At 46.4% G+C, this 19,177-nt stretch carries 17 protein-coding genes; all 17 read left to right on the plus strand.

What is annotated here, in order from left to right; all coding sequences use genetic code 11:
- Positions 1–29: 29 nt before the first annotated feature.
- The 17 genes from ACSQ8O_RS01410 (at position 30) to yycI (ending at position 19,141) form a co-directional block, all read left to right on the plus strand.
- Positions 30–989, plus strand: coding sequence for a carbohydrate ABC transporter permease (locus ACSQ8O_RS01410; RefSeq protein WP_436240159.1), 960 nt, complete (start codon positions 30–32; stop codon positions 987–989).
- A 12-nt stretch (positions 990–1,001) separates the two neighbouring features.
- Positions 1,002–1,154 (plus strand): hypothetical protein, encoded by a 153-nt coding sequence (locus ACSQ8O_RS01415; protein ID WP_436240160.1) that lies wholly within the window; start codon positions 1,002–1,004, stop codon positions 1,152–1,154.
- A gap of 12 nt (positions 1,155–1,166) precedes the next feature.
- Positions 1,167–1,997 carry a carbohydrate ABC transporter permease gene (locus ACSQ8O_RS01420; protein ID WP_171636283.1) on the plus strand — a complete coding sequence of 277 codons (831 nt, stop codon included), beginning with the start codon at positions 1,167–1,169 and terminating at the stop codon, positions 1,995–1,997.
- Positions 1,997–2,695, plus strand: coding sequence for a GntR family transcriptional regulator (locus ACSQ8O_RS01425; protein ID WP_436240161.1), 699 nt, complete (start codon positions 1,997–1,999; stop codon positions 2,693–2,695). The genes ACSQ8O_RS01420 and ACSQ8O_RS01425 overlap by 1 nt, the downstream gene beginning before the upstream one ends.
- Positions 2,696–2,731: 36 nt before the next feature.
- Positions 2,732–3,472, plus strand: coding sequence for a tyrosine-protein phosphatase (locus tag ACSQ8O_RS01430; RefSeq protein WP_436240162.1), 741 nt, complete (start codon positions 2,732–2,734; stop codon positions 3,470–3,472).
- A gap of 190 nt (positions 3,473–3,662) precedes the next feature.
- A complete protein-coding gene (locus ACSQ8O_RS01435; RefSeq protein WP_056622632.1) occupies positions 3,663–3,974 on the plus strand; it encodes a MazG-like family protein in 312 nt (103 codons plus the stop codon).
- Between the two features lie 6 nt (positions 3,975–3,980).
- Positions 3,981–4,895, plus strand: coding sequence for a DUF2232 domain-containing protein (locus ACSQ8O_RS01440; protein ID WP_056622629.1), 915 nt, complete (start codon positions 3,981–3,983; stop codon positions 4,893–4,895).
- Between the two features lie 18 nt (positions 4,896–4,913).
- Positions 4,914–6,875 (plus strand): DHH family phosphoesterase, encoded by a 1,962-nt coding sequence (locus ACSQ8O_RS01445; RefSeq protein ID WP_056622626.1) that lies wholly within the window; start codon positions 4,914–4,916, stop codon positions 6,873–6,875.
- Positions 6,872–7,321 (plus strand): 50S ribosomal protein L9, encoded by a 450-nt coding sequence (gene rplI / locus ACSQ8O_RS01450; RefSeq protein ID WP_056622624.1) that lies wholly within the window; start codon positions 6,872–6,874, stop codon positions 7,319–7,321. The genes ACSQ8O_RS01445 and rplI overlap by 4 nt, the downstream gene beginning before the upstream one ends.
- A 134-nt stretch (positions 7,322–7,455) precedes the next feature.
- Complete coding sequence (gene dnaB, locus ACSQ8O_RS01455) at positions 7,456–8,829, plus strand: replicative DNA helicase (RefSeq protein ID WP_056622622.1); 1,374 nt, start codon at positions 7,456–7,458, stop codon at positions 8,827–8,829.
- A 1,448-nt stretch (positions 8,830–10,277) separates the two neighbouring features.
- Positions 10,278–11,564: an adenylosuccinate synthase gene (locus tag ACSQ8O_RS01460; protein ID WP_028557210.1), complete on the plus strand. Its 1,287-nt coding sequence runs from the start codon at positions 10,278–10,280 to the stop codon at positions 11,562–11,564.
- A 151-nt stretch (positions 11,565–11,715) separates the two neighbouring features.
- Entirely contained in the window at positions 11,716–12,393 is a 678-nt protein-coding gene (locus tag ACSQ8O_RS01465; RefSeq protein WP_436240163.1) for a hypothetical protein, read from the plus strand.
- Positions 12,394–12,710: 317 nt separating this feature from the next.
- Positions 12,711–14,270 (plus strand): peptidoglycan DD-metalloendopeptidase family protein, encoded by a 1,560-nt coding sequence (locus ACSQ8O_RS01470; RefSeq protein WP_436240164.1) that lies wholly within the window; start codon positions 12,711–12,713, stop codon positions 14,268–14,270.
- 184 nt (positions 14,271–14,454) lie between these two features.
- Complete coding sequence (yycF, locus tag ACSQ8O_RS01475) at positions 14,455–15,174, plus strand: response regulator YycF (protein WP_056622616.1); 720 nt, start codon at positions 14,455–14,457, stop codon at positions 15,172–15,174.
- A gap of 2 nt (positions 15,175–15,176) precedes the next feature.
- A complete protein-coding gene (gene walK, locus ACSQ8O_RS01480) occupies positions 15,177–17,012 on the plus strand; it encodes a cell wall metabolism sensor histidine kinase WalK (RefSeq protein WP_056622614.1) in 1,836 nt (611 codons plus the stop codon).
- Positions 17,009–18,295, plus strand: a complete 1,287-nt coding sequence (locus tag ACSQ8O_RS01485; protein ID WP_436240165.1) for a YycH family regulatory protein — start codon at positions 17,009–17,011, stop codon at positions 18,293–18,295. The genes walK and ACSQ8O_RS01485 overlap by 4 nt, the downstream gene beginning before the upstream one ends.
- Positions 18,296–18,325: 30 nt before the next feature.
- Positions 18,326–19,141, plus strand: coding sequence for a two-component system regulatory protein YycI (gene yycI, locus ACSQ8O_RS01490; protein WP_236292254.1), 816 nt, complete (start codon positions 18,326–18,328; stop codon positions 19,139–19,141).
- Positions 19,142–19,177: the final 36 nt, after the last annotated feature.

The raw sequence follows: 19,177 nt of genomic DNA on the forward strand, positions 1-19,177 counted from the left end.
GATCGTTCTAAACAATCAGGAGGGATACCATGAATAGCAATGCAATCACGAGGACAGTTTCTAAGGCTCGTCCGAAGTCGGTGCAGCAGGTAAAAAGACCGTTCCCCTATAAAAAGTTGATCCCTTATTTATATTTGTTACCAGTTATGATATCGATTGGTTTCTGGATCTATCGTCCTTTAATCGAGACCTTTCAGCTCAGCTTCTACGAGTGGAACATGCTGCCGACATCCCCGAAGGAATTCATGGGATTGGATAACTTCGAGAAGCTAGTTACCCTGCCCGAGATGAGTAGAGCCTTATTGAACACTTTGTTTTACACAGTTGGCGTTATGCCATTTTCGCTACTTTTACCGCTACTGATTGCGATTGTCACGGACAATATCGGGCAGCGTACCCGCAATGCGTACCGTGCGTTAATTTTCGTACCCATGATCATGGCACCTGTTGCGGTATCGGCCGTGTGGAACTGGATTATGAACCCGATGGGCGGTATTCTCAATAAAACGTTGCAGGCTGTGCTGCATATTCAGGAACCAATACGCTTCTTCACCGACGAGCGGTGGGCGATCTGGTCGATCACCTTCATCACGGGTTGGAAGCTGCTCAGCTTCAGTACGTTGATTTTCTCCGCAGCAATGACAGGGATTAATAAAGATTATATAGAAGCGGCTAGAATCGATCGGGCGAATCGTTGGCAGATCATTTGGCACGTGCTGCTGCCGCTTTTGTCGCCAACGATAATGTTTATGGCGATGCTCAGCACGTTGTTTGCAGCAGAATGGAGCTTCTCCTATGTCAATGTATTGACGCAGGGAGGGCCACTCAATTCAACGACAAACATTTATTACTTGCTATGGACGTACGGTTTCAAAACATTCTCCGTAGGTTGGAGCTCGGCGGCTGCTGTATGCGTGTTTCTTGGTTCTGGACTTATTTCATTAGGCTTCATGAAACTCTCGAAAAAGCTCTCGTTTTACGATAATTGAAGGAGGATCAGCATGAAGAATCATTACTTGCTATGGACGTACGGTTTCAAAACATTCTCCGTAGGTTGGAGCTCGGCGGCTGCTGTATGCGTGTTTCTTGGTTCTGGACTTATTTCATTAGGCTTCATGAAACTCTCGAAAAAGCTCTCGTTTTACGATAATTGAAGGAGGATCAGCATGAAGAATCCGCGATTGAATGGATCCCGCAGCGCAACCGTCGGTAAACATACCGTGTTGATATTGCTTAGTTTTCTTGCGATTTTCCCATTCTACTGGATGTTAAACACATCCTTTAAACCAGCAGGTGAAGTGTACTCCACGTCACTGCTTCCCACCCACTGGACGTTCGATAACTACGTGCAGGCATGGCATGCGATTCCTATGGCACGTATGATGACGAACTCGATTATCGTTGCTATTAGTCAAACAGCAGCCCAATTGCTCACAAGCATTCTGGCGGCATATGCGTTCACGCGCTGGGATTTTCGCGGCAAAGGTTTCTTCTACGGCTTAATTTCATTGACATGGCTGGTTCCATTTCAGGTCATCATGATTCCGAACTATGTAGTCATTAGTGGTTGGGGGCTGCGAAATTCCTTGATGGGGTTAATCATCCCTAACATCGTGTCCGCATTCGCGGTACTCCAGCTGTACAACACTTTCAAATCCTTCCCGCGAACTTTAATTGAAGCCGCTCATCTGGACGGGGCATCCGATTGGAGTGTGCTGTGGCGGACTATTTTCCCGAATTTACGTGCATCCATTGCCTCTATTGGCGTACTATTATTCATTTCCTCATGGAATGACTACTTCTGGCCGTTGTTGGTCACGAACAAACCAGAGCATGCCACTCTCCAAATCGGGTTGCAATCGTTTATGTCCACAGACGCTAATCTGTGGGGACCGATGATGGCGGCGACAACGATGGCGAGTTTGCCAATTCTTCTGCTTTATTTTATCCTACAGCGTCAAATTATTGATTCGTTCGTCAAAGGCGGTTTGCGTTAATGAGTTCATTATTTACACAGCAAAGGCAACTGCTTCAAATGAAAAGCATGGCCAAACCATCACTAGAAAAGAAAGCCTATCAAGAAATTCGGAATCACATTATTCATGCGAATTATTTGCCTGGTACCCTTTTGTCAGAGAATGAATTGGCAGATCAACTGAACATGAGTCGAACGCCGATTCGGGCGGCTATCTCTTTATTAGAGCAAGAAGGATTCGTGGAATCGGTACGTGGCCGGGGCGTTTTTGTTAAAAATATTTCGTCCAAAGAGTTCTGTGACATGTTTGAAGTATTAGTTTCTATGCAGATTTATGCATTCGATGTTGCTGAAAAGCGAGGACTTTCCTTCGATTTGACGTCGTTACGTGACCATCTTGATCTTCAAATTGAAGCGGCTGACAACGGTGACCATTGGCTCTATTATGAAAGTTCGTTGCTATTTATAGAGACGATTCTAACTACAGTTCACAATCAGAACATGATGCAGATTCTGGAGCAAATAAAAGGTAAATATATGTGCAAAGTTGTTTCCTATCGAACAATGAATCCGCAGTCTCTATCCAATCCGAGACAGGGGAGAAGAATCAATTCCCGGATCTATGAGGCTCTTAAGCAAGGGAACATCCAGGATGCGAAAGAAGCGATCTATGAAGTGAATGAGATTTTGCATCAGCAATTGAAACAATTCGATATTTGACGTATACCAAAATTGAATAAAGGCGGATGAATAATCATGACGACACATATGGCCAATGAGCAGAGGGTCTTACAGGTCGAAGGCGCATATAACTTGCGTGATCTAGGAGGCTACAAGACGAAGGACGGGCGGATGACGCGTTGGGGTGTACTATTTCGAGCGGATGGCTTGCACATACTTAGTACGGATAGCCAACAAGATTTGGTGAACAGAGGTGTACGGACGATTATTGATTTGCGAAATGCGCATGAGCTTGAGGAAAAGAAAAACGTGTTCGCAGATTCCGAGCAAGTGAGCTATCATAATGTAAGTTTGATCAATCCAGCCACATCGAGTCTTACACAAATTCGCAATCTAGGTGATTTATATATTAACCTGCTTGAAACTTCGAAAGCTGAATTGTTGCGTGTGTTCAGTTTGCTTGCAGAGGGAGCCATACACGGAAGTCTCTTCCATTGCGCGGCAGGTAAAGACCGTACTGGTGTCGTTTCAGCCCTCTTGTTAGACCTAGCAAATGTTCCACATGGAACAATTATGGAAGACTATGTGCTAACGAATGCCTGTATTACGCCAATCATGGATGAACTGCGCAAGGGAAAACCAGCGAGTGTGCCCGATGAAGTGTATGAGAGTTTCTTAGGTTGTGATCCAGCCTATATGGCGGCTCTGTTATCCCATTTGGAGCTTAGGTACGAAAATGCGGAACGCTATTTACTAACGATTGGTATAACGGAAGGGCAGATTCTAGCGTTGAAGGAGCAGTTAATTACAAATTGAAGGAGTCATCGGGATCCCTAATCTCGCACCATTTTTCCTAAAAGAATACAATTTCCCAACAAGGCAGCTGTCAAGATCAGCTGTCTTTTTCTACGGCATCGGAGAGCTCGATTAGAGGCTTTCTTTTCTAGTACCTTTTTGTGGTATAATTGATCAATATCGTTTCTGCGGGGATGAGGAGTGATGACGGTTGCTGAATAGGGATAAAGAAGTTGACCTAGCCAGACGGGCCAAAGTCATTGAGTGGCTCAAAACAGAAGTCGTAGATCATGTAGCTCACTTGCTCAAAGGCATGTGGGAAGGTAGTCATGTAAAAATGGTCGATGGATTAGCCAGTTTGATTTCGAGTGGCTATATTTTAGGCCGAAGACTGGGGATTTCTTATCGCAGTTTGGACGAAGCTATTGTTGAGAAAATGAAGAAGCACCGCCAAGAGGGCCATCAACTTGAGGACTGGTACGGCGACATTTCATCGCTCGAAGAACATTTACGTAAGAGGTGAGCCCGGTTGGGGAATCGAAGTTGGCAGAGTGTCATTTGGAGCGTTGTTATGATTATTTCATTGCTATCGCTGATGACACCATTTATTATTTTTACATGTAGTTTTCTGTTGGTACCCGTTCTTATGTTATACGTCAAATCAAGTACGAAGCGTTTCGTCGTAAGTTACGTACTCAGTTTGCTCGTTGTCTACCTACTTACCCAGTGGATAGGTCTCTATTTAATAACGATTGCGTTGTTCATATTACCACCCGTGTTAGTGATGGGGAACCTGTACAAACGCAAAGCGGCAGCAAGATCCGTATTAACTGCGGGTATCGTTACCGTCTTGGCTGAATCATTATTAAGTCTGCTTCTAGGCTTTGCTTTAGGTCTTGACCCGGTTACTAAGTTCAAGCAATTCATGATAGATAGTATTGCAACGATGCCGAGTAGCATTCAGGAGATTTTACCTAAAGATCAGGACTGGTACGTTGGATTCATCGTGCAAGTGATACCGTTGTATTTGATTTTTGTGGCGTTGTTCATTACCTTTGTAACACATGGGGTAACGCGGTGGTTCTTGAACAAAACAGGAGAAGGTATCCCTGGTTTGCGTCCAATGAGAGAGTGGAAGCTGCAAAGATCACTTGTTTGGATTTATTTAGTAGCTTTTGTTTTAGATTTATTCTCAGTACCCGATTCAAGCTCACTCATTTCAACACTGCTGATGAATGCGATGCCGCTGTTGATGCTCGTATTCGCAGTTCAAGCGATAGGCTTTTTGTTCTTTGTGGCGCATGCAAATAAGTGGAAACCGATTTTGCCAATTGTGGCCATTATCATTCTAATCTTTATGCCGCCACTATTTATTGTGTATAGCTTGTTAGGGGTATTTGATGTTGCGTTTCCAATCCGTGAACGGTTCAAGAAAAATTTATAGGATTAGGAGCTAGTTCGAATGCCGAAGTTCCTTTTGAAGCGGTGGCACGGTCAACATATTGTGTGGATGTTTGTTCTGCTCATCGCCTTGACAGCCATTATCTATATGTTCAAATGGTGGCTGGGCCTAACGGCTTTCTTACTCTGCGGAGTAATGGCGTATTTTACGCTGCAAGCGGAGACAGCTTTTCGCCGAGAATTGAATACGTATGTCGGAACGATAACCCATCGGGTGAAAAAAGCCGGCAATGAAGTCATGAGCGGGTTGCCCATCGGCATTATTTTATATAATGAAGAGAAACGCATAGAGTGGCACAATCCTTTTGTAGCGAAAATGCTAGGGCAAGACTCGGTGATTGGTGAGTCGCTCTTTGATTATTTCCCCGATCTCAAGAATAAGAAAGACAAGGCCGAAACACTGGAACTTAAAGTTGGCCAATTTATTTATCAAGTCTGGTCCAAACCTGAGGAGAGACTCCTCTATCTGCGTGAAATTACGGAGCATGCTTTGCTGGCGAAGAAATACGAAGATAGTAAAACGGCGATTGGTATCGTGATGATGGATAATTTGGAAGAAGCGACCCAAGGATTAGATGATCAGGCACGCAGCCTTATGCTGGCCAAGGTTACTGGTGAAATTACGGAGTGGGCTCAAAAGAATCAGCTGTACTTACGCCGGACTTCATCAGATCGCTTTCTAATTTTGATGGATCAGAAGGCATTGCGTCAGTTAGAACAAACACGCTTTGAACTTCTAGACGATGTTCGCGATCTCACGATTGAGAATAAGCTGCCTTTAACGCTTAGTATCGGGATCGCATCTGGGGCTGAACAGCTCACTGAACTTGGTCAAATGGCACAAATGGGGCTGGACATGTCGCTCGGCCGCGGTGGTGACCAGGTAACGGTGAAGGTCGGACAGCGACTGTCTTTCTACGGTGGGAGAACGAACGCGGTCGAGAAACGTACACGAGTTAGAGCTCGGGTGATTTCACATGCACTGCGTGATCTGATGAAAGATAGTGACAAAGTCGTCATCATGGGTCATCGATTTGCAGATATGGATTCCATCGGCGCGGCGATTGGTGTGCTCAAAGCTGTCCAAGTCGTCGGTAAAGAAGGCTATATTGTACTGGAGGGCGTAAACCCAGCCATTCAGAAGGTGATGGAGACGATTTCAGCTGATGAACGGCTGCATCGTTGGTTCATTACACCTGAGCAGGGCATGCAGATTACGACGCAGCGAACACTTGCCGTCGTCGTGGATACGCACAAGGCATCCATGGTCGCTGAGCCTAAGCTGCTACAGCTGACGCACAGGGTCGTCGTGGTCGATCATCACCGTAGGAGTGAGGAGTTCATCCATGATGCTACACTCGTCTATATGGAGCCGTACGCGTCCTCAACGTGCGAGCTAGTGACCGAGCTGCTGCAGTATATTAACGAGAAGCTATCGATGGAGGTTCTAGAGGCCACGATGCTGCTCGCAGGAATAGTTGTAGATACGAAAAGCTTCAGTCTTCGGACTGGCGCAAGAACCTTCGAAGCCGCGTCGTACCTGCGACGCAATGGGGCAGATTCCGCTCTCATTCAGAAGTTAATGAAGGAAGATTTGGATTCTTATATTGAGCGTTCCGAGATTATTAAGCACACAGAAACCATCTATGAACACGTGGCTTTGGCAGTGGCTGAGCCTTCACGTAAATATTCTCAGTTGATGATCGCGCAAGTTGCTGATACATTGTTAAATATGACGAATATTATGGCTTCCTTCGTAATTGCCGAACGACCGGATGGATTAATTGGGATCAGTGCGAGATCGCTCGGCCAAATGAACGTCCAAGTTGTGATGGAGCGTCTGGGCGGCGGAGGGCATTTAACCAATGCAGCGACGCAAACAGACTGTACATTAGAAGAAGCGACGAATCGCTTAAAACAAGTACTAGCCGATATGCAGGAAGAGGAGGGACTTTTCGAATGAAAGTAATTTTACTCAAAGACGTTAAAGGCCAAGGTAAGAAGGGCGAAGTGAAGGAAGTATCCGAAGGGTACGCACAAAATTTCCTAATCGCACAAGGACTTGCAGCTCCAGCTACTCAGGGCACAGTCAAAGTGTTAGATAATCAAAAGAAAGCCGAGCAACGCCGCAAAGATCAAGAGAAGGCAGATGCGCAGGCGTTAGGCGAGAAGCTTAGTGAAATGACCGTTCAAATTAAAGCCAAGTCTGGTGAAGGTGGACGTTTGTTCGGAGCTATTCCTAGTAAGCAAATCGCGGAAGTGCTTGAGAAGCAATATAAGATCGTGATCGATAAGCGTAAAATCGTGCTGGAAGAGCCGATTCGTACCCTTGGTGTAACGAAGGTTCCAGTTAAGCTTCATGCGGAAGTAACAGCTAGCTTGAACGTACAAGTAACGGAAGAGAAGTAAGCTTCAGGGCATAGAATATTGCGATTTGAATAGCAAAAAGTAACGAACGAGAGTCCCAGTCCGGGGCTCTTCTCTCTTGTAGACACAAAACTAGTAAACTATGAATAGTGAAAATGAAAGGCGGGCACAGTAGCATGAGCAACGGAGATAATATGTTTGTGGATCGTGTTCCGCCTCAAAATATAGAAGCTGAGCAAGCCGTCCTAGGTGCGATTCTGATTAATGCTGATGCCTTGATCACCGCGATGGAGCGGATAACTAGCGATGATTTCTATCGCGGCGCTCATCAGCGCATCTTCGAGGCGATCGTTGAGCTTGCTGAGGATCAAGAGCCTGTCGATCTTATTACATTAACAGCACTTCTCCAAAACAAGCAGCAGCTTGAGGAAATCGGCGGCGTAACGTATTTATCGGAGCTGGCGAATGCAGTGCCAACGGCTGCCAACATCGACTATTACGCGGCGATTGTCGAGGAGAAGTCGATGCTTCGTCGTTTGATCCGGACAGCGACCCAGATCGTCACCAATGGCTATGCCAATGAGGATAATGTTGGGGCGATGCTCAGCGAGGCGGAGGCGAAGATCCTCGAGATCTCGCAGCGTCGTAGTTCCAGTGGTTTCGTCGTCATTCGCGACGTGCTGATGGAAGTGTTCGAGAAGGTTGAAAACCTCTACTCGAACAAGGGCGGGTCAACGGGAATCCCGTCTGGATTCATTGACCTAGACAAGATGACGTCTGGCTTCCAGCGTTCAGACTTAGTCATTCTGGCCGCCCGACCTTCTGTTGGTAAAACCGCGTTCGCACTAAACGTGGCGCAGAATGTCGGCGTTAGGGCCAAAGAGACCGTCGCGATCTTCTCGCTCGAGATGGGTGCCGCACAGCTCGTACAACGTATGATCTGCGCCGAGGCCAACGTCGATGCGAACCGCATGCGGACGGGTTATCTTGAAGGCGACGACTGGGAGAAGCTGACGATGGCGATTGGCGCCTTGTCAGAGGCGAATATCTATATCGACGATACCCCGACGATTACGGTCGCGGATATCCGGGCGAAGTGCCGTCGTTTGCAGCAGGAGAAGGGCCTCGGCATGATCCTCATCGACTACTTGCAGCTGATTGCCGGCCGTGGCGGTAAGGGTGGCGACAACCGTCAGCAGGAGGTCTCTGAGATCTCCCGTACGCTGAAGCAAATTGCCCGTGAGCTGAATGTACCGGTCATCGCGCTCTCGCAGCTGAGCCGGGGCGTTGAGCAGCGTCAAGACAAGCGTCCGATGATGTCTGACCTTCGGGAATCCGGTTCCATTGAGCAAGATGCCGACATCGTAGCGTTCCTCTACCGGGACGATTACTACGATAAGGAATCCGAGAAAAAGAACATTATCGAGATTATTATTGCCAAACAGCGGAATGGTCCCGTAGGCACCGTCGAGCTGGCCTTCCTGAAACAATTCAATAAATTCGTGAATATGGATCGCAGTCATCAAGAAGCAGCAGCCGCGCAGTATTGACGGCTGTTTTTTTGTTTGTAGAGGGGGCAGGAGGGCGCTACAATGTTGTCAGGTTAGGAGTCGAGTGGCATTCCGGCGGATGAGCTGTTGCTGGCGTAGCGGGGTGCTGCAGACGTGGGGGCGAGCGAGTGTTTGTAGAAGCGGAGACAATGTGGGTTTGCCGGCAGGGTAGTCGTAGCTATGCGGTTTGTGAGCACGTTTGTGCTGGCGGAGTACTGGTAGGTGTTGCACTTCCGAGGTTGGTTGAGGCAGCGCGGAGTGTTGGATTGACCAAACTTTCTCTACTTCCTCTCTCATCTCTCACAAAAATGCAAAAATACAACCTTTTTTACAAATCTATGGTTGGGATTGGTAAATACGTGTAAATAGGCAACCTTTTTAACGTATTTCATGTTGATCTCCTGAAATCACTCCCAATTGATGCCTATTTGCATCAATTTCCAATAACGAAGGAGGAAACCCATTTGAAAAGTGCTCTTTTGCATTTTTGACAGGGGGAGAGGACTTGGACTTGAGAGTTCTTAGATAATCAACGACATTCCTCCATCGGGAATACATTTATTATCTCCACTACTTTGCTCCACATTCTCCTCCTACTTCACTTTACTCCACTTTCCGCCACATTCTTCTCTTTATCCTCACTACTCTCCAACTACTTTACTTACACTCACAACTCCATTTTACTGTCCTTATTACTCACTACTCATATGGGGGGAGAGTCAGGGCGGGGGAGCCGTCGATGCGCTGTAAGCATGAAAAACATCACTACAGTCGGTGGAATCCGAGAAAGTGTCGCAATAGTGATGAAAAACATGGTTACAGCTCAGTTTCAGGTCAGAATATCTCGGTTACACATGCTGTAAGGATGAAAACACCACTACAGCCTACAGCCGTGGTTACGCCTATAAAGTGTTTTTCTCCAGCAACAGACATAAAATATGCCCACAAGAGGAATCTTATGGAGAACAGAATGTATATGAAACTGGCAAAGACAGAGGTTTCCCTTCTTTTAGTAGCAGCAACGAAATAGTTTGCGTAATTTCCGAACAATTATACAGACACCCCTATAATCGTTCGTTTTTCATTGACTTTGGCATGGGGGACTGCTAAACTAAAGACGGTGAAAAAACCTTGATCGACAAGCCGGCCCCAGGCAGGTAACTCGAAATAAGGTCGTTTTTTCATGCCGAAGGGTGGGTTTCCTTCCTGCAGATCACTGCCGAAAGAGACCAGATGTTCCTTTGCGGTGAGTAAGTGAGAGTTAGCTCTCTTGTCTGTTGCCGCGTGTAGCAGTGAATAGAGGTAGTTGCATCACCAGAATCGCCAGAGGGAAAGTGCAATGGACGCTGAACGCTTTAGCGCTTTAATGAAGTCCAACTTTCCTCTGTGGTCTTACAGCCATAACGGCTCATTATGGGTGACTAGTCACCGTACGGAGGTAAGTGCATATGTCAACGGTTGTTGTTGTCGGTACGCAATGGGGAGATGAAGGGAAAGGAAAAATCACGGATTTCTTAGCGGAATCTGCTGAGGTTGTTGCGCGTTACCAAGGTGGTAACAATGCAGGCCATACGATCATTATCAGCGGGAAAAAGTATAAGCTGACGATGATTCCTTCCGGTATTTTTTACAGAGATAAAGCTTGTGTGATCGGGAATGGGATGGTTATTAATCCGGCTGCACTCATTGAAGAAATTAATTACATTCATGATAATGGATTTACAACAACGAACCTGAATATCAGTGATCGCGCGCATGTCATTATGCCGTATCATTTGGTGCTTGATGGTCTGGAAGAAGATCGCAAAGGTGATAGCAAAATCGGTACGACCCGCAAAGGGATCGGCCCTTGTTATATGGATAAAGCAGCTCGTAACGGTATTCGTATCGCGGACTTGATGGATGCGGAAGAGTTCGAATTGAAGCTTCGTCGTATCGTTGCTGAGAAAAACGTATTGATCGAGCAAGTCTATGGTTCGACAGGGCTTGATGTGGAACCAATCCTCAAAGAATACCTGGCGTACGCAGAAATCATTCGTCCATACGTGAAAGATACATCCGTTATCCTTAACGAATATATCGATCAAGGTCGCAGAGTGTTGTTCGAAGGTGCGCAAGGCGTTATGTTGGATATCGATCAAGGGACATACCCGTATGTTACTTCTTCCAACCCAACAGCTGGCGGCGTGTGTATCGGTTCAGGCGTAGGCCCGACGAAGATTCACAACATCATCGGTGTTGCTAAAGCCTATACGACACGTGTCGGCGACGGTCCTTTCCCAACGGAATTGGATAATGAAATCGGCGCTTGGATTCGTGAAAAAGGCTTCGAGTACGGTACGGTAACAGGTCGTCCGCGTCGTGTTGGCTGGTTCGACAGTGTTGTTGTGCGTCACGCAAGACGCGTTAGCGGCATCACGGGCTTGTCCTTGAACTCCATTGACGTTCTGACAGGTCTAGAAACGGTCAAAATTTGCACAGGCTACATGTACCGCGGTGAGTTGATTGAGCACTACCCAGCGAGCTTGAAGGCTATCTCCGAGTGCGAAGCGGTATACGAAGAGCTTCCAGGTTGGACAGAAGATGTCTCTGAAGCTCGTACGTTGAGTGATTTGCCAGAGAACGCAAGACACTATGTAGAGCGTGTATCTCAGCTTACAGGCATCCCGATCGCAATCTTCTCCGTAGGCCGTAACCGTGAACAAACGAATTTGGTTCGTCCTATCTACGCTTAAATCATAGATAACCTAAACAATCCTCTAGGCTGCTTTCGCAGCATAGAGGATTTTTCTTTTTGCTTACAGGGATATAATGGCAGGGTTTTCGTCCATACTGGGAGGAGAAGCATATCTAGCCGTAAGCAATGTTAGGAGTGATATAAATCGTATGAAACTATTAACTTGGTTAAGTAAAATCGTCATAAGTACCGTCCTTATTACATCAATTACGATGTTTACAACATGGTACGTGGTAAACATGTACGTGGAGGATATATTTCGACAATATCAGCTACCAGCGATGGGTAAAAAGATTCAATTTGGTGAATTTGCGTCAAGATTGGCGGGAGAGCTGAATATAGTTAAGGGGAAAGACGGGGGGAAGACGGCTGCAGCAGGAGAAAGTCCAACGACGAAGCCTTCGCCAACTCCTAGTCCCAACCCGTCAGGGGCGTTTCCAAGCCCGAGTTCAAGTCCAAATCCGAATGATCAACAACCTGTAGGCGGAATTAGTTCGTCAAGCGGCGGTGTAAACACACCGACTGTGAATCAAGATGATGCGATAGCCGTGATGGGAAGCGCTCGAACGGAGGAGAGCGAGAAGAAGGAGCTTGTCATGTCCACAGAGGATTTTGCGAAAAAGAAAGAAGCACTCTCAAGCGATGATAAAATGAAAATATTTTCACTTGTTGTCGCTAAGCTGCCGCAGACCGAGGTGCAGACGCTATCCGCGATCCTGGAAGATGGGATTACTACGCAAGAACTTGATGAAGTAAATGCGACACTTAAGAAATATTTGAGTGACAAAGAGCTATCACAATTAACAGATATATTAAATAAGTACTAGGTTCAGGGAAGTTGCTGACCAATGGATCTCACTCCGTAGCTTCCCTTCTAAGTTTCATGCCTTTTCGTCATTTCTCTTAACTAGCAGGCAAATCAGTTGGGATTTCGAACAAAAACATAGACTTTTGGCGACTTCTTTTGGTGGTGGACACGAATCTATCACATGGTGATCGAGTATTTTGTTGAAATAGGCACGGAAAGTGTGTTAAATTTAACAAAAGAAAGACAACATAATGGATATTATGTCTAATCAAGGTTTATTTATGCATCTACGAGTAGTTACGCTAGAGATGCAAAACCGTTCAAAGGGAGAAGATCATGACAGGTTTCAGGGGAATGCGTTTTGTCATGGATCTCGTTAAGAGATTCACGCCTAAGCGAGAAAGCTTGACCGGAAATGAATCATTATCAGACAAGCAGCTAGAGGAAGTTCAGCCAGTCGATGTTCAGACATCCACGACACTAACGGTAATCAAACGACATAAATGGTCTCTTGCAGTAGGCGTAGGAGTTATTGCACTTACGGGAGTGATTACGTTTGCCGGACATGAGTATGTAGAAGCGGGCATGGACGAAGTGTATCATGTGATGCTTAACAATCAAGAAGTGGGTATCGTAAGCGATACTAAGATAATTGATGAATATAAGAAGAACAAACCGTTAGATGTTCAGAAGAATTTTCCAGATGTTCATGTCGTGCTCAAAACAGACGGAATCACCTACACGTCTGAAAGGGCTTACAATATGAAAACGGACGATTCTGCTGTTATTTCCTCCTTGGATCAATTGCTCATACCGCAACCTGTGGGTGTGGCACTGAAAGTAGATGGCAAGACGGTAGCGATTGTGAAGGATCAGGCAACAGCCGATCAGATTCTGAATCAAGTCAGCGAACCATTTACACCCAAAGGGAAGAATAGCGAAAAAGTAGCTGCCTTATCTACCGGTCTAGGTGAGGATATCTCAACAGCACCATCCGAGCTTGAAAAGGTGGAGTTCGTTCAAAAAATCGATAAAGAGGAAGTTCCTATCGATCCAACGGAGTTAGCCAAGCCAGAGGATGTCGTGAAGACCTTGCAAACTGGCAATGTTGCACCGGCGAAGTACACCGTTGTTGAAGGTGACTGTGTTTCTTGTATTGCGAAGAAATTAGGCATCACCAAGCAATTTATTTATGATAATAACCCAGGTATTCAAGATGATAAGCTTAAAATCGGGAATCAACTGGACGTTACCGTACTGAAACCAACGCTTTCTGTGAAAACGACGGAGAAAATCGTAAAGAATCAAGAGATTCAGTACGATACCGAGTATGTGAAAGACGATTCGATGCGCTTAGGCGTCGTCCAACCGATTTCGCCAGGAAAGAATGGGCTTAAGAAAGTAACCATTCAAGTGACGAAGGTCGATGGTTTAATGACCGAAGAGCAAGTCGTGAATGAAGAAATTATTGATCAACCTGTCACCGCCAAGGTGAAAAAAGGGACGAAAGTCATCAAAGGTGAAGGTACAGGGAAATTCGCATGGCCTGTCATCTCGCCTAGTATCTCAAGTACATTCGGTTATCGTTGGGGCAAGTTACATAAGGGCATCGACATCACAGGTAACAGAAATATTATGGCTGCAGACAATGGCAAAGTTGTCGAAACGGGTTATAAGTCAGATTACGGCAATTATATTATTATTAACCATCTCAATGGATATGAAACACTTTATGGACATTTAAGTCAAATTACTACGAAGTCAGGCACCATCGTCGAAAAGGGCGAGAAAATTGGAATTATGGGGAGCACAGGCGACTCTACTGGTGTGCATTTGCATTTTGAAATCCACAGCAGCGGAAGCTTGGAAAATCCTTTGAAATATTTGAACCGTTAATTTAGAGATAAGAGGCAAGGTCGAACCGGACAACTCGGGGGCCTTGTCTCTTTTTCATTCAATGTATGTTAAAATAAAGAAGAGTATGTAGGAAATAACTGGGCTGAAAAAATGGATCTAACTCTGGCAGTGGCACGCAATCAGGCGTGTCAGCGTCAGTTACTTTATAGTAGGCGGTGGTCACATGTTTGGGAAAATTCTCGTGGTGGATGACGAACAACCAATTGCAGATATTTTGAAGTTTAACCTGGAGAAAGAGGGCTATCAGGTCATCTGTGCGTACGATGGTGGAAGCGCTGTAGAGCTTGCGTTCTCGGAACAGCCAGATCTCATCCTGCTCGATCTTATGCTACCTGTGAAGGATGGCATGGATGTATGCCGTGAGGTGCGTTCTAAGCTCAATACGCCGATAATTATGCTGACAGCGAAGGATACGGAGCTGGACAAGGTGCTGGGCTTAGAGATGGGCGCAGACGACTATGTGACGAAGCCATTCGGCACCAGAGAGCTGCTGGCCCGTGTGAAGGCGCATCTGCGCAGACAAACGAAGGTGCAAACGGCACCGAACGAGCCGGAGGCGCAACGCAATGGGATGCGCATTCATGCGCTCTTTATCGATAACGACATGTACATGGTTTACAAGGATGGAACACCCCTTGATCTGACACATCGGGAGTTCGAGCTCATTCAATATTTGGCCAAAAACTCAGGCAAAGTGATGACCCGTGAGCACCTGCTGCAAGCGGTGTGGGGATTTGAGTACTTCGGCGACGTACGGACCGTCGATGTGACGATTCGCCGCCTGCGCGAGAAGCTGGAGACAGATCCAAGTCGTCCCGAATATATCATGACGCGCAGGGGTCTCGGCTATTTGATGCGCAGTCCTAAAGCCGGAGGCTTCTAATCATGAAGGGCATCCGCTTCTTTCAATCGATTCAAGCGAAGCTAATTATTATTTATGTTCTGCTGATTCTGATCGCGATGCAGCTCATTGGGGTGTATTTCTATAAGACAGTAGAAACATATTTTAAAAATGATTTCCTAGCATCCCGCAATAGTCAGGTCACGCTGCTTGCTGGCTTCGTTGAATCGTATTTGACGGGGGACCAGGAGAGCAAGAATGCGACCGAGGGTAAGAAAACCTACGCGGATTTAAATGAATTCGTGAGCAATCTTTTTTCCATTAATAATGCGGAAATTCAAATCATTGATGCGAATGGTAACGTGATCAGCACGTCGGTCGCGAGTCATTTGAAGCAAAAAAATACACAGCCAGAAGTCATTCGGGCCCTACAAGGGATTAAGGATAATCAGCGGATCTTCACGGACGAGGATGGGTATCGGAAGGTTATTATTGCGAAGCCAGTCGGCAGCGGTGCTCGTGTCTTAGGAGCGGTGTACATCATTGCCTCCATGGAAGATGTGTACAAGACGATACGTTCTATTAACCGAATTCTCATTTCGGCGACGTTGATTGCGCTGGGCTTGACTGCTTTATTAGGTGTTCTCTTAACGAGCACGATTACGAACCCTATTAAAGAGATTACGAAGCAGGCAACAGCTGTAGCGGAAGGGAATTTTGATCAACAGGTCATTATTCAAGGGACCGATGAGATCGGGCAGCTGGGGCAGACCTTTAATTTTATGATGAATCGACTGAAAGAGGCGCTCTCGCTCAATGAAGAAGAGAAAGAGAAGCTTGCTTCCATTCTAACGAATATGAATGATGGCGTTATTGCTACGGATGATAGAGGACAAGTCATTGTATTGAACCGCCGGGCGAAGCAGATTTTGCAAGTGGAAGAAGAAACAACGCTGGGATTGGATATATCCGAAGTCATCGGGATTCCGATAGATACGATCCGCGGCTTGGTCACCGGGCAAGTGAATACAACATTGCTAGATATTCAGCTGCCTGACGACGAGGATGAGCAACTGTCGGTTCGAATTACGTTTACGCCGATTCATAAGCGAGGCGAGGGCCAGCACGGGATCATTGCGGTGCTGCAGGACGTAACGGATCAGGAGAAGCTGGAGCAGGCCAGACGAGAGTTCGTAGCGAACGTGTCGCATGAGCTGCGCACGCCGCTGACGACGATCAAGAGCTACCTCGAGGCGCTCGATGACGGAGCGATCGAGGAGCCGCAGCTCGCCTCACGCTTCATCAGCGTGACACGCAGCGAAACCGAGCGGATGATCCGCTTGGTGACGGATCTCTTGCATCTGTCGCGACTGGATTCAAAGCAGTCGATGATGAGCAAGTCCTCGACGCTCGTCAGCGAAATGCTGGAGGAGGTTGCGGACCGGTTTTCTTTTCAGCTGCAGCAACGGAAAATTCGAATTATGTTACACGTGGAACATGGCGTAACCAGTTTACTGCTTGATCGGGATAAGATTGATCAGGTGCTCGATAATTTGGTATCCAATGCGATTAAATATACCGGTGATGAGGGTACCATTCGCTTGGAAGCTCGCAAGATTGATAAAGAGATACTGGAAATATCCGTGCAAGATAACGGAATGGGGATTCCGAAGAAGGATCTTTCTCGGATTTTCGACCGGTTCTATCGCGTGGATAAAGCACGCTCTCGCAACATGGGAGGCACAGGCTTAGGCCTGTCCATTGCCCGGGAAATAGTGAAAGCGCATGGTGGAACGATTGCATTAGAATCAGAGCTAGGTCAAGGAACGCGCGTCGTATTTACGTTGCCAATTAGGCAGGAAGAGGAGGGTGAAGTATGATAGAGAGCCTGAAATCGGTCCTGCTCGTTCTATTGATTGGAACAAGCTTGTATCAGAGCTTTATCCTAGCTTCTTACAGCCCTCCGAAGATCGAACCGATTAGGCAAAGCAACTATGTACAGACAGAGACGCTCGGTAAGCAAGCGGAGCTATCTGACATGCTATTCCCGGATCAATTGATCATTCACTTAGGAAATCAGCAGCATTCCGTGTTGTACCCAAGTAATTACTACTACACCAGATTGCTGGATAATATTAAGCAACGTAGCTTCAAAGGCTTCCGCAAGACGTCTATGTATCTCGTCAATGTGAACTGGGAAGAAGTTCGGACCAAACAGCTTGGTGTGGAGATTCGATTCCGGGAAGGAATTCCGTTCTCGATTTTGCAGCAACTGTTCCGAATCGAAGGCGAAATTCCCGTTGAGAACGACAAAATCACGAAGATTTGGATCTACTCCAAGGGGACGAATGATGAGGTTCGCGCATTCTTTTTCACGGATTCGCCTGGTGTTGGTTATGAAGTCATTGGGGCGGATTTCACGAGTAAAGACGTTGAGAATTTCGTGGCCTATGGGGAGCCAAGCAATTTATACAAGACGATGAATGGCGGCGATTATTATCTACCGTTGAAGCCGCTGCATCTACCTAGCTTTACGTTCACGTATTCCCAACTTACGGCAGATCAATTGAAGCAAAGCTTGTTCGTAGACCCCGGCATTACGCGCTATTTGAAAGAACGGGATGGCTCGGAGATTTACACGGATAGCAAGCGTGGCTTCCAACTGAATCGAGACCAACGGTGGGTGACGTATTTCGATCCGGTAGCACCAGCGGCTAGTAAAACCGAGGTGTTGGAAGATTTGATGGCTGGCATCAAATTTATCAATCAGCATATTGGTTGGGACGGCAAATATATGGTAGCCCACACCCCAGAGAAACAACTGGACAACCAGACGTTCATATTCCGCCAGTACTATGAATCACTTCCGATTGTAACCGCACAGCCAGAAGGTTTTGGAACGATGAACATGCAAGTACAGAAAGGTGTTATCTCAGGATTCGAACGATCCATGGTGATTCCTGATCTGAAATCAGGGCAACGCAAAGAGAATGAATTGATGTCAGGCGAAGCCATAGAGCAACGCTTACAGTACTATCAACGTCGATCCAGCATCGTTTCTATATTCCCAGCGTATCGTCCGGTTATTTTGGAAAAGACATTAACATTAACGAGTACGTGGGCCATAGAGCTGCGTGATGGTACGTATGATTTTATTGAATAAACAGAATGACAGGGATTGGTTGGTGAGATTATGAATTGGAGTAGGGCCAAGACGATTTTGATCGCTTCATTTTTACTGTTGAATATGATTCTCGGCTTCCAGCTGTGGTCCACCAATCGTTCCAATCAGACTGGCGTATCTTTGGATCCATCTAGTACTGTGGAGGATTTGAACCGTGCGCTCCGCAATAAAAATATTCGGCTTACAGACGAGCTTCCATCAGATCCGCCTAAGTTGAAAGTCATCACGGTGAAATATGATGATAGTATCAAGCCGGGCGAGGAGAAAACGCTCAAAACACCAATATACATGAGTGCGCTGCTCGGTAAAGGTGCAAGTAAGGAAGTTCAGACGCTTTCTGAGATTCCAAATTTCACGATGTATCAGCTAGACTCAGCGATTAGTCGAGACGGAATCTATGTTTTCTCGCAATTGTATGGCAAGATTCCACTTTTTGATGTGATGGTCGAGTTGAATGAGAAAAATGGAGAAATTACCAGTTACCGACAAGCTTTCGTTGAAGTAGAATCAGAGGTAGAACAGACGGAGCAGAAGATGATTTCGGCCCAATTAGCGGTCCGCAGCTTGGTGGACAATTATTTAAGCGATGGTTCCATTATTACCGAGGTTCGGTTGGGGTATCACGGACAACCTTATAACTCGCAAACACAGCCTATGTATCCGCACTGGCGGGTAACGATTGATAACGGAGATATTTATTATTTACAAGCCTTCAATGGTGCGGTGGAGAAGGGGGCTGCTCTTACCCCCTTTGGCCTGAAAGGTGATGGAGAGGCATCCACTGCTTCTCCAGCCACAGGTGCAAAGAACACGCCGAAGAAGTAACAGTAGCAAGGAATAACCAACTGGCACACAGGTAGG

Source organism: Paenibacillus sp. LjRoot56, from assembly GCF_964253335.1.
Taxonomy (GTDB): Bacteria; Bacillota; Bacilli; order Paenibacillales; family NBRC-103111; genus Paenibacillus_E; species Paenibacillus_E allorhizoplanae.

Coding starts and splice junctions, on each gene's coding strand:
- ACSQ8O_RS01410 (WP_436240159.1), top strand. CDS start 30: ATGAATAGCAATGCAATCACGAGGACAGTTTCTAAGGCTCGTCCGAAG.
- ACSQ8O_RS01415 (WP_436240160.1), top strand. CDS start 1,002: ATGAAGAATCATTACTTGCTATGGACGTACGGTTTCAAAACATTCTCC.
- ACSQ8O_RS01420 (WP_171636283.1), top strand. CDS start 1,167: ATGAAGAATCCGCGATTGAATGGATCCCGCAGCGCAACCGTCGGTAAA.
- ACSQ8O_RS01425 (WP_436240161.1), top strand. CDS start 1,997: ATGAGTTCATTATTTACACAGCAAAGGCAACTGCTTCAAATGAAAAGC.
- ACSQ8O_RS01430 (WP_436240162.1), top strand. CDS start 2,732: ATGACGACACATATGGCCAATGAGCAGAGGGTCTTACAGGTCGAAGGC.
- ACSQ8O_RS01445 (WP_056622626.1), top strand. CDS start 4,914: ATGCCGAAGTTCCTTTTGAAGCGGTGGCACGGTCAACATATTGTGTGG.
- rplI (WP_056622624.1), top strand. CDS start 6,872: ATGAAAGTAATTTTACTCAAAGACGTTAAAGGCCAAGGTAAGAAGGGC.
- dnaB (WP_056622622.1), top strand. CDS start 7,456: ATGAGCAACGGAGATAATATGTTTGTGGATCGTGTTCCGCCTCAAAAT.
- ACSQ8O_RS01460 (WP_028557210.1), top strand. CDS start 10,278: ATGTCAACGGTTGTTGTTGTCGGTACGCAATGGGGAGATGAAGGGAAA.
- ACSQ8O_RS01465 (WP_436240163.1), top strand. CDS start 11,716: ATGAAACTATTAACTTGGTTAAGTAAAATCGTCATAAGTACCGTCCTT.
- ACSQ8O_RS01470 (WP_436240164.1), top strand. CDS start 12,711: ATGACAGGTTTCAGGGGAATGCGTTTTGTCATGGATCTCGTTAAGAGA.
- yycF (WP_056622616.1), top strand. CDS start 14,455: ATGTTTGGGAAAATTCTCGTGGTGGATGACGAACAACCAATTGCAGAT.
- walK (WP_056622614.1), top strand. CDS start 15,177: ATGAAGGGCATCCGCTTCTTTCAATCGATTCAAGCGAAGCTAATTATT.
- ACSQ8O_RS01485 (WP_436240165.1), top strand. CDS start 17,009: ATGATAGAGAGCCTGAAATCGGTCCTGCTCGTTCTATTGATTGGAACA.
- yycI (WP_236292254.1), top strand. CDS start 18,326: ATGAATTGGAGTAGGGCCAAGACGATTTTGATCGCTTCATTTTTACTG.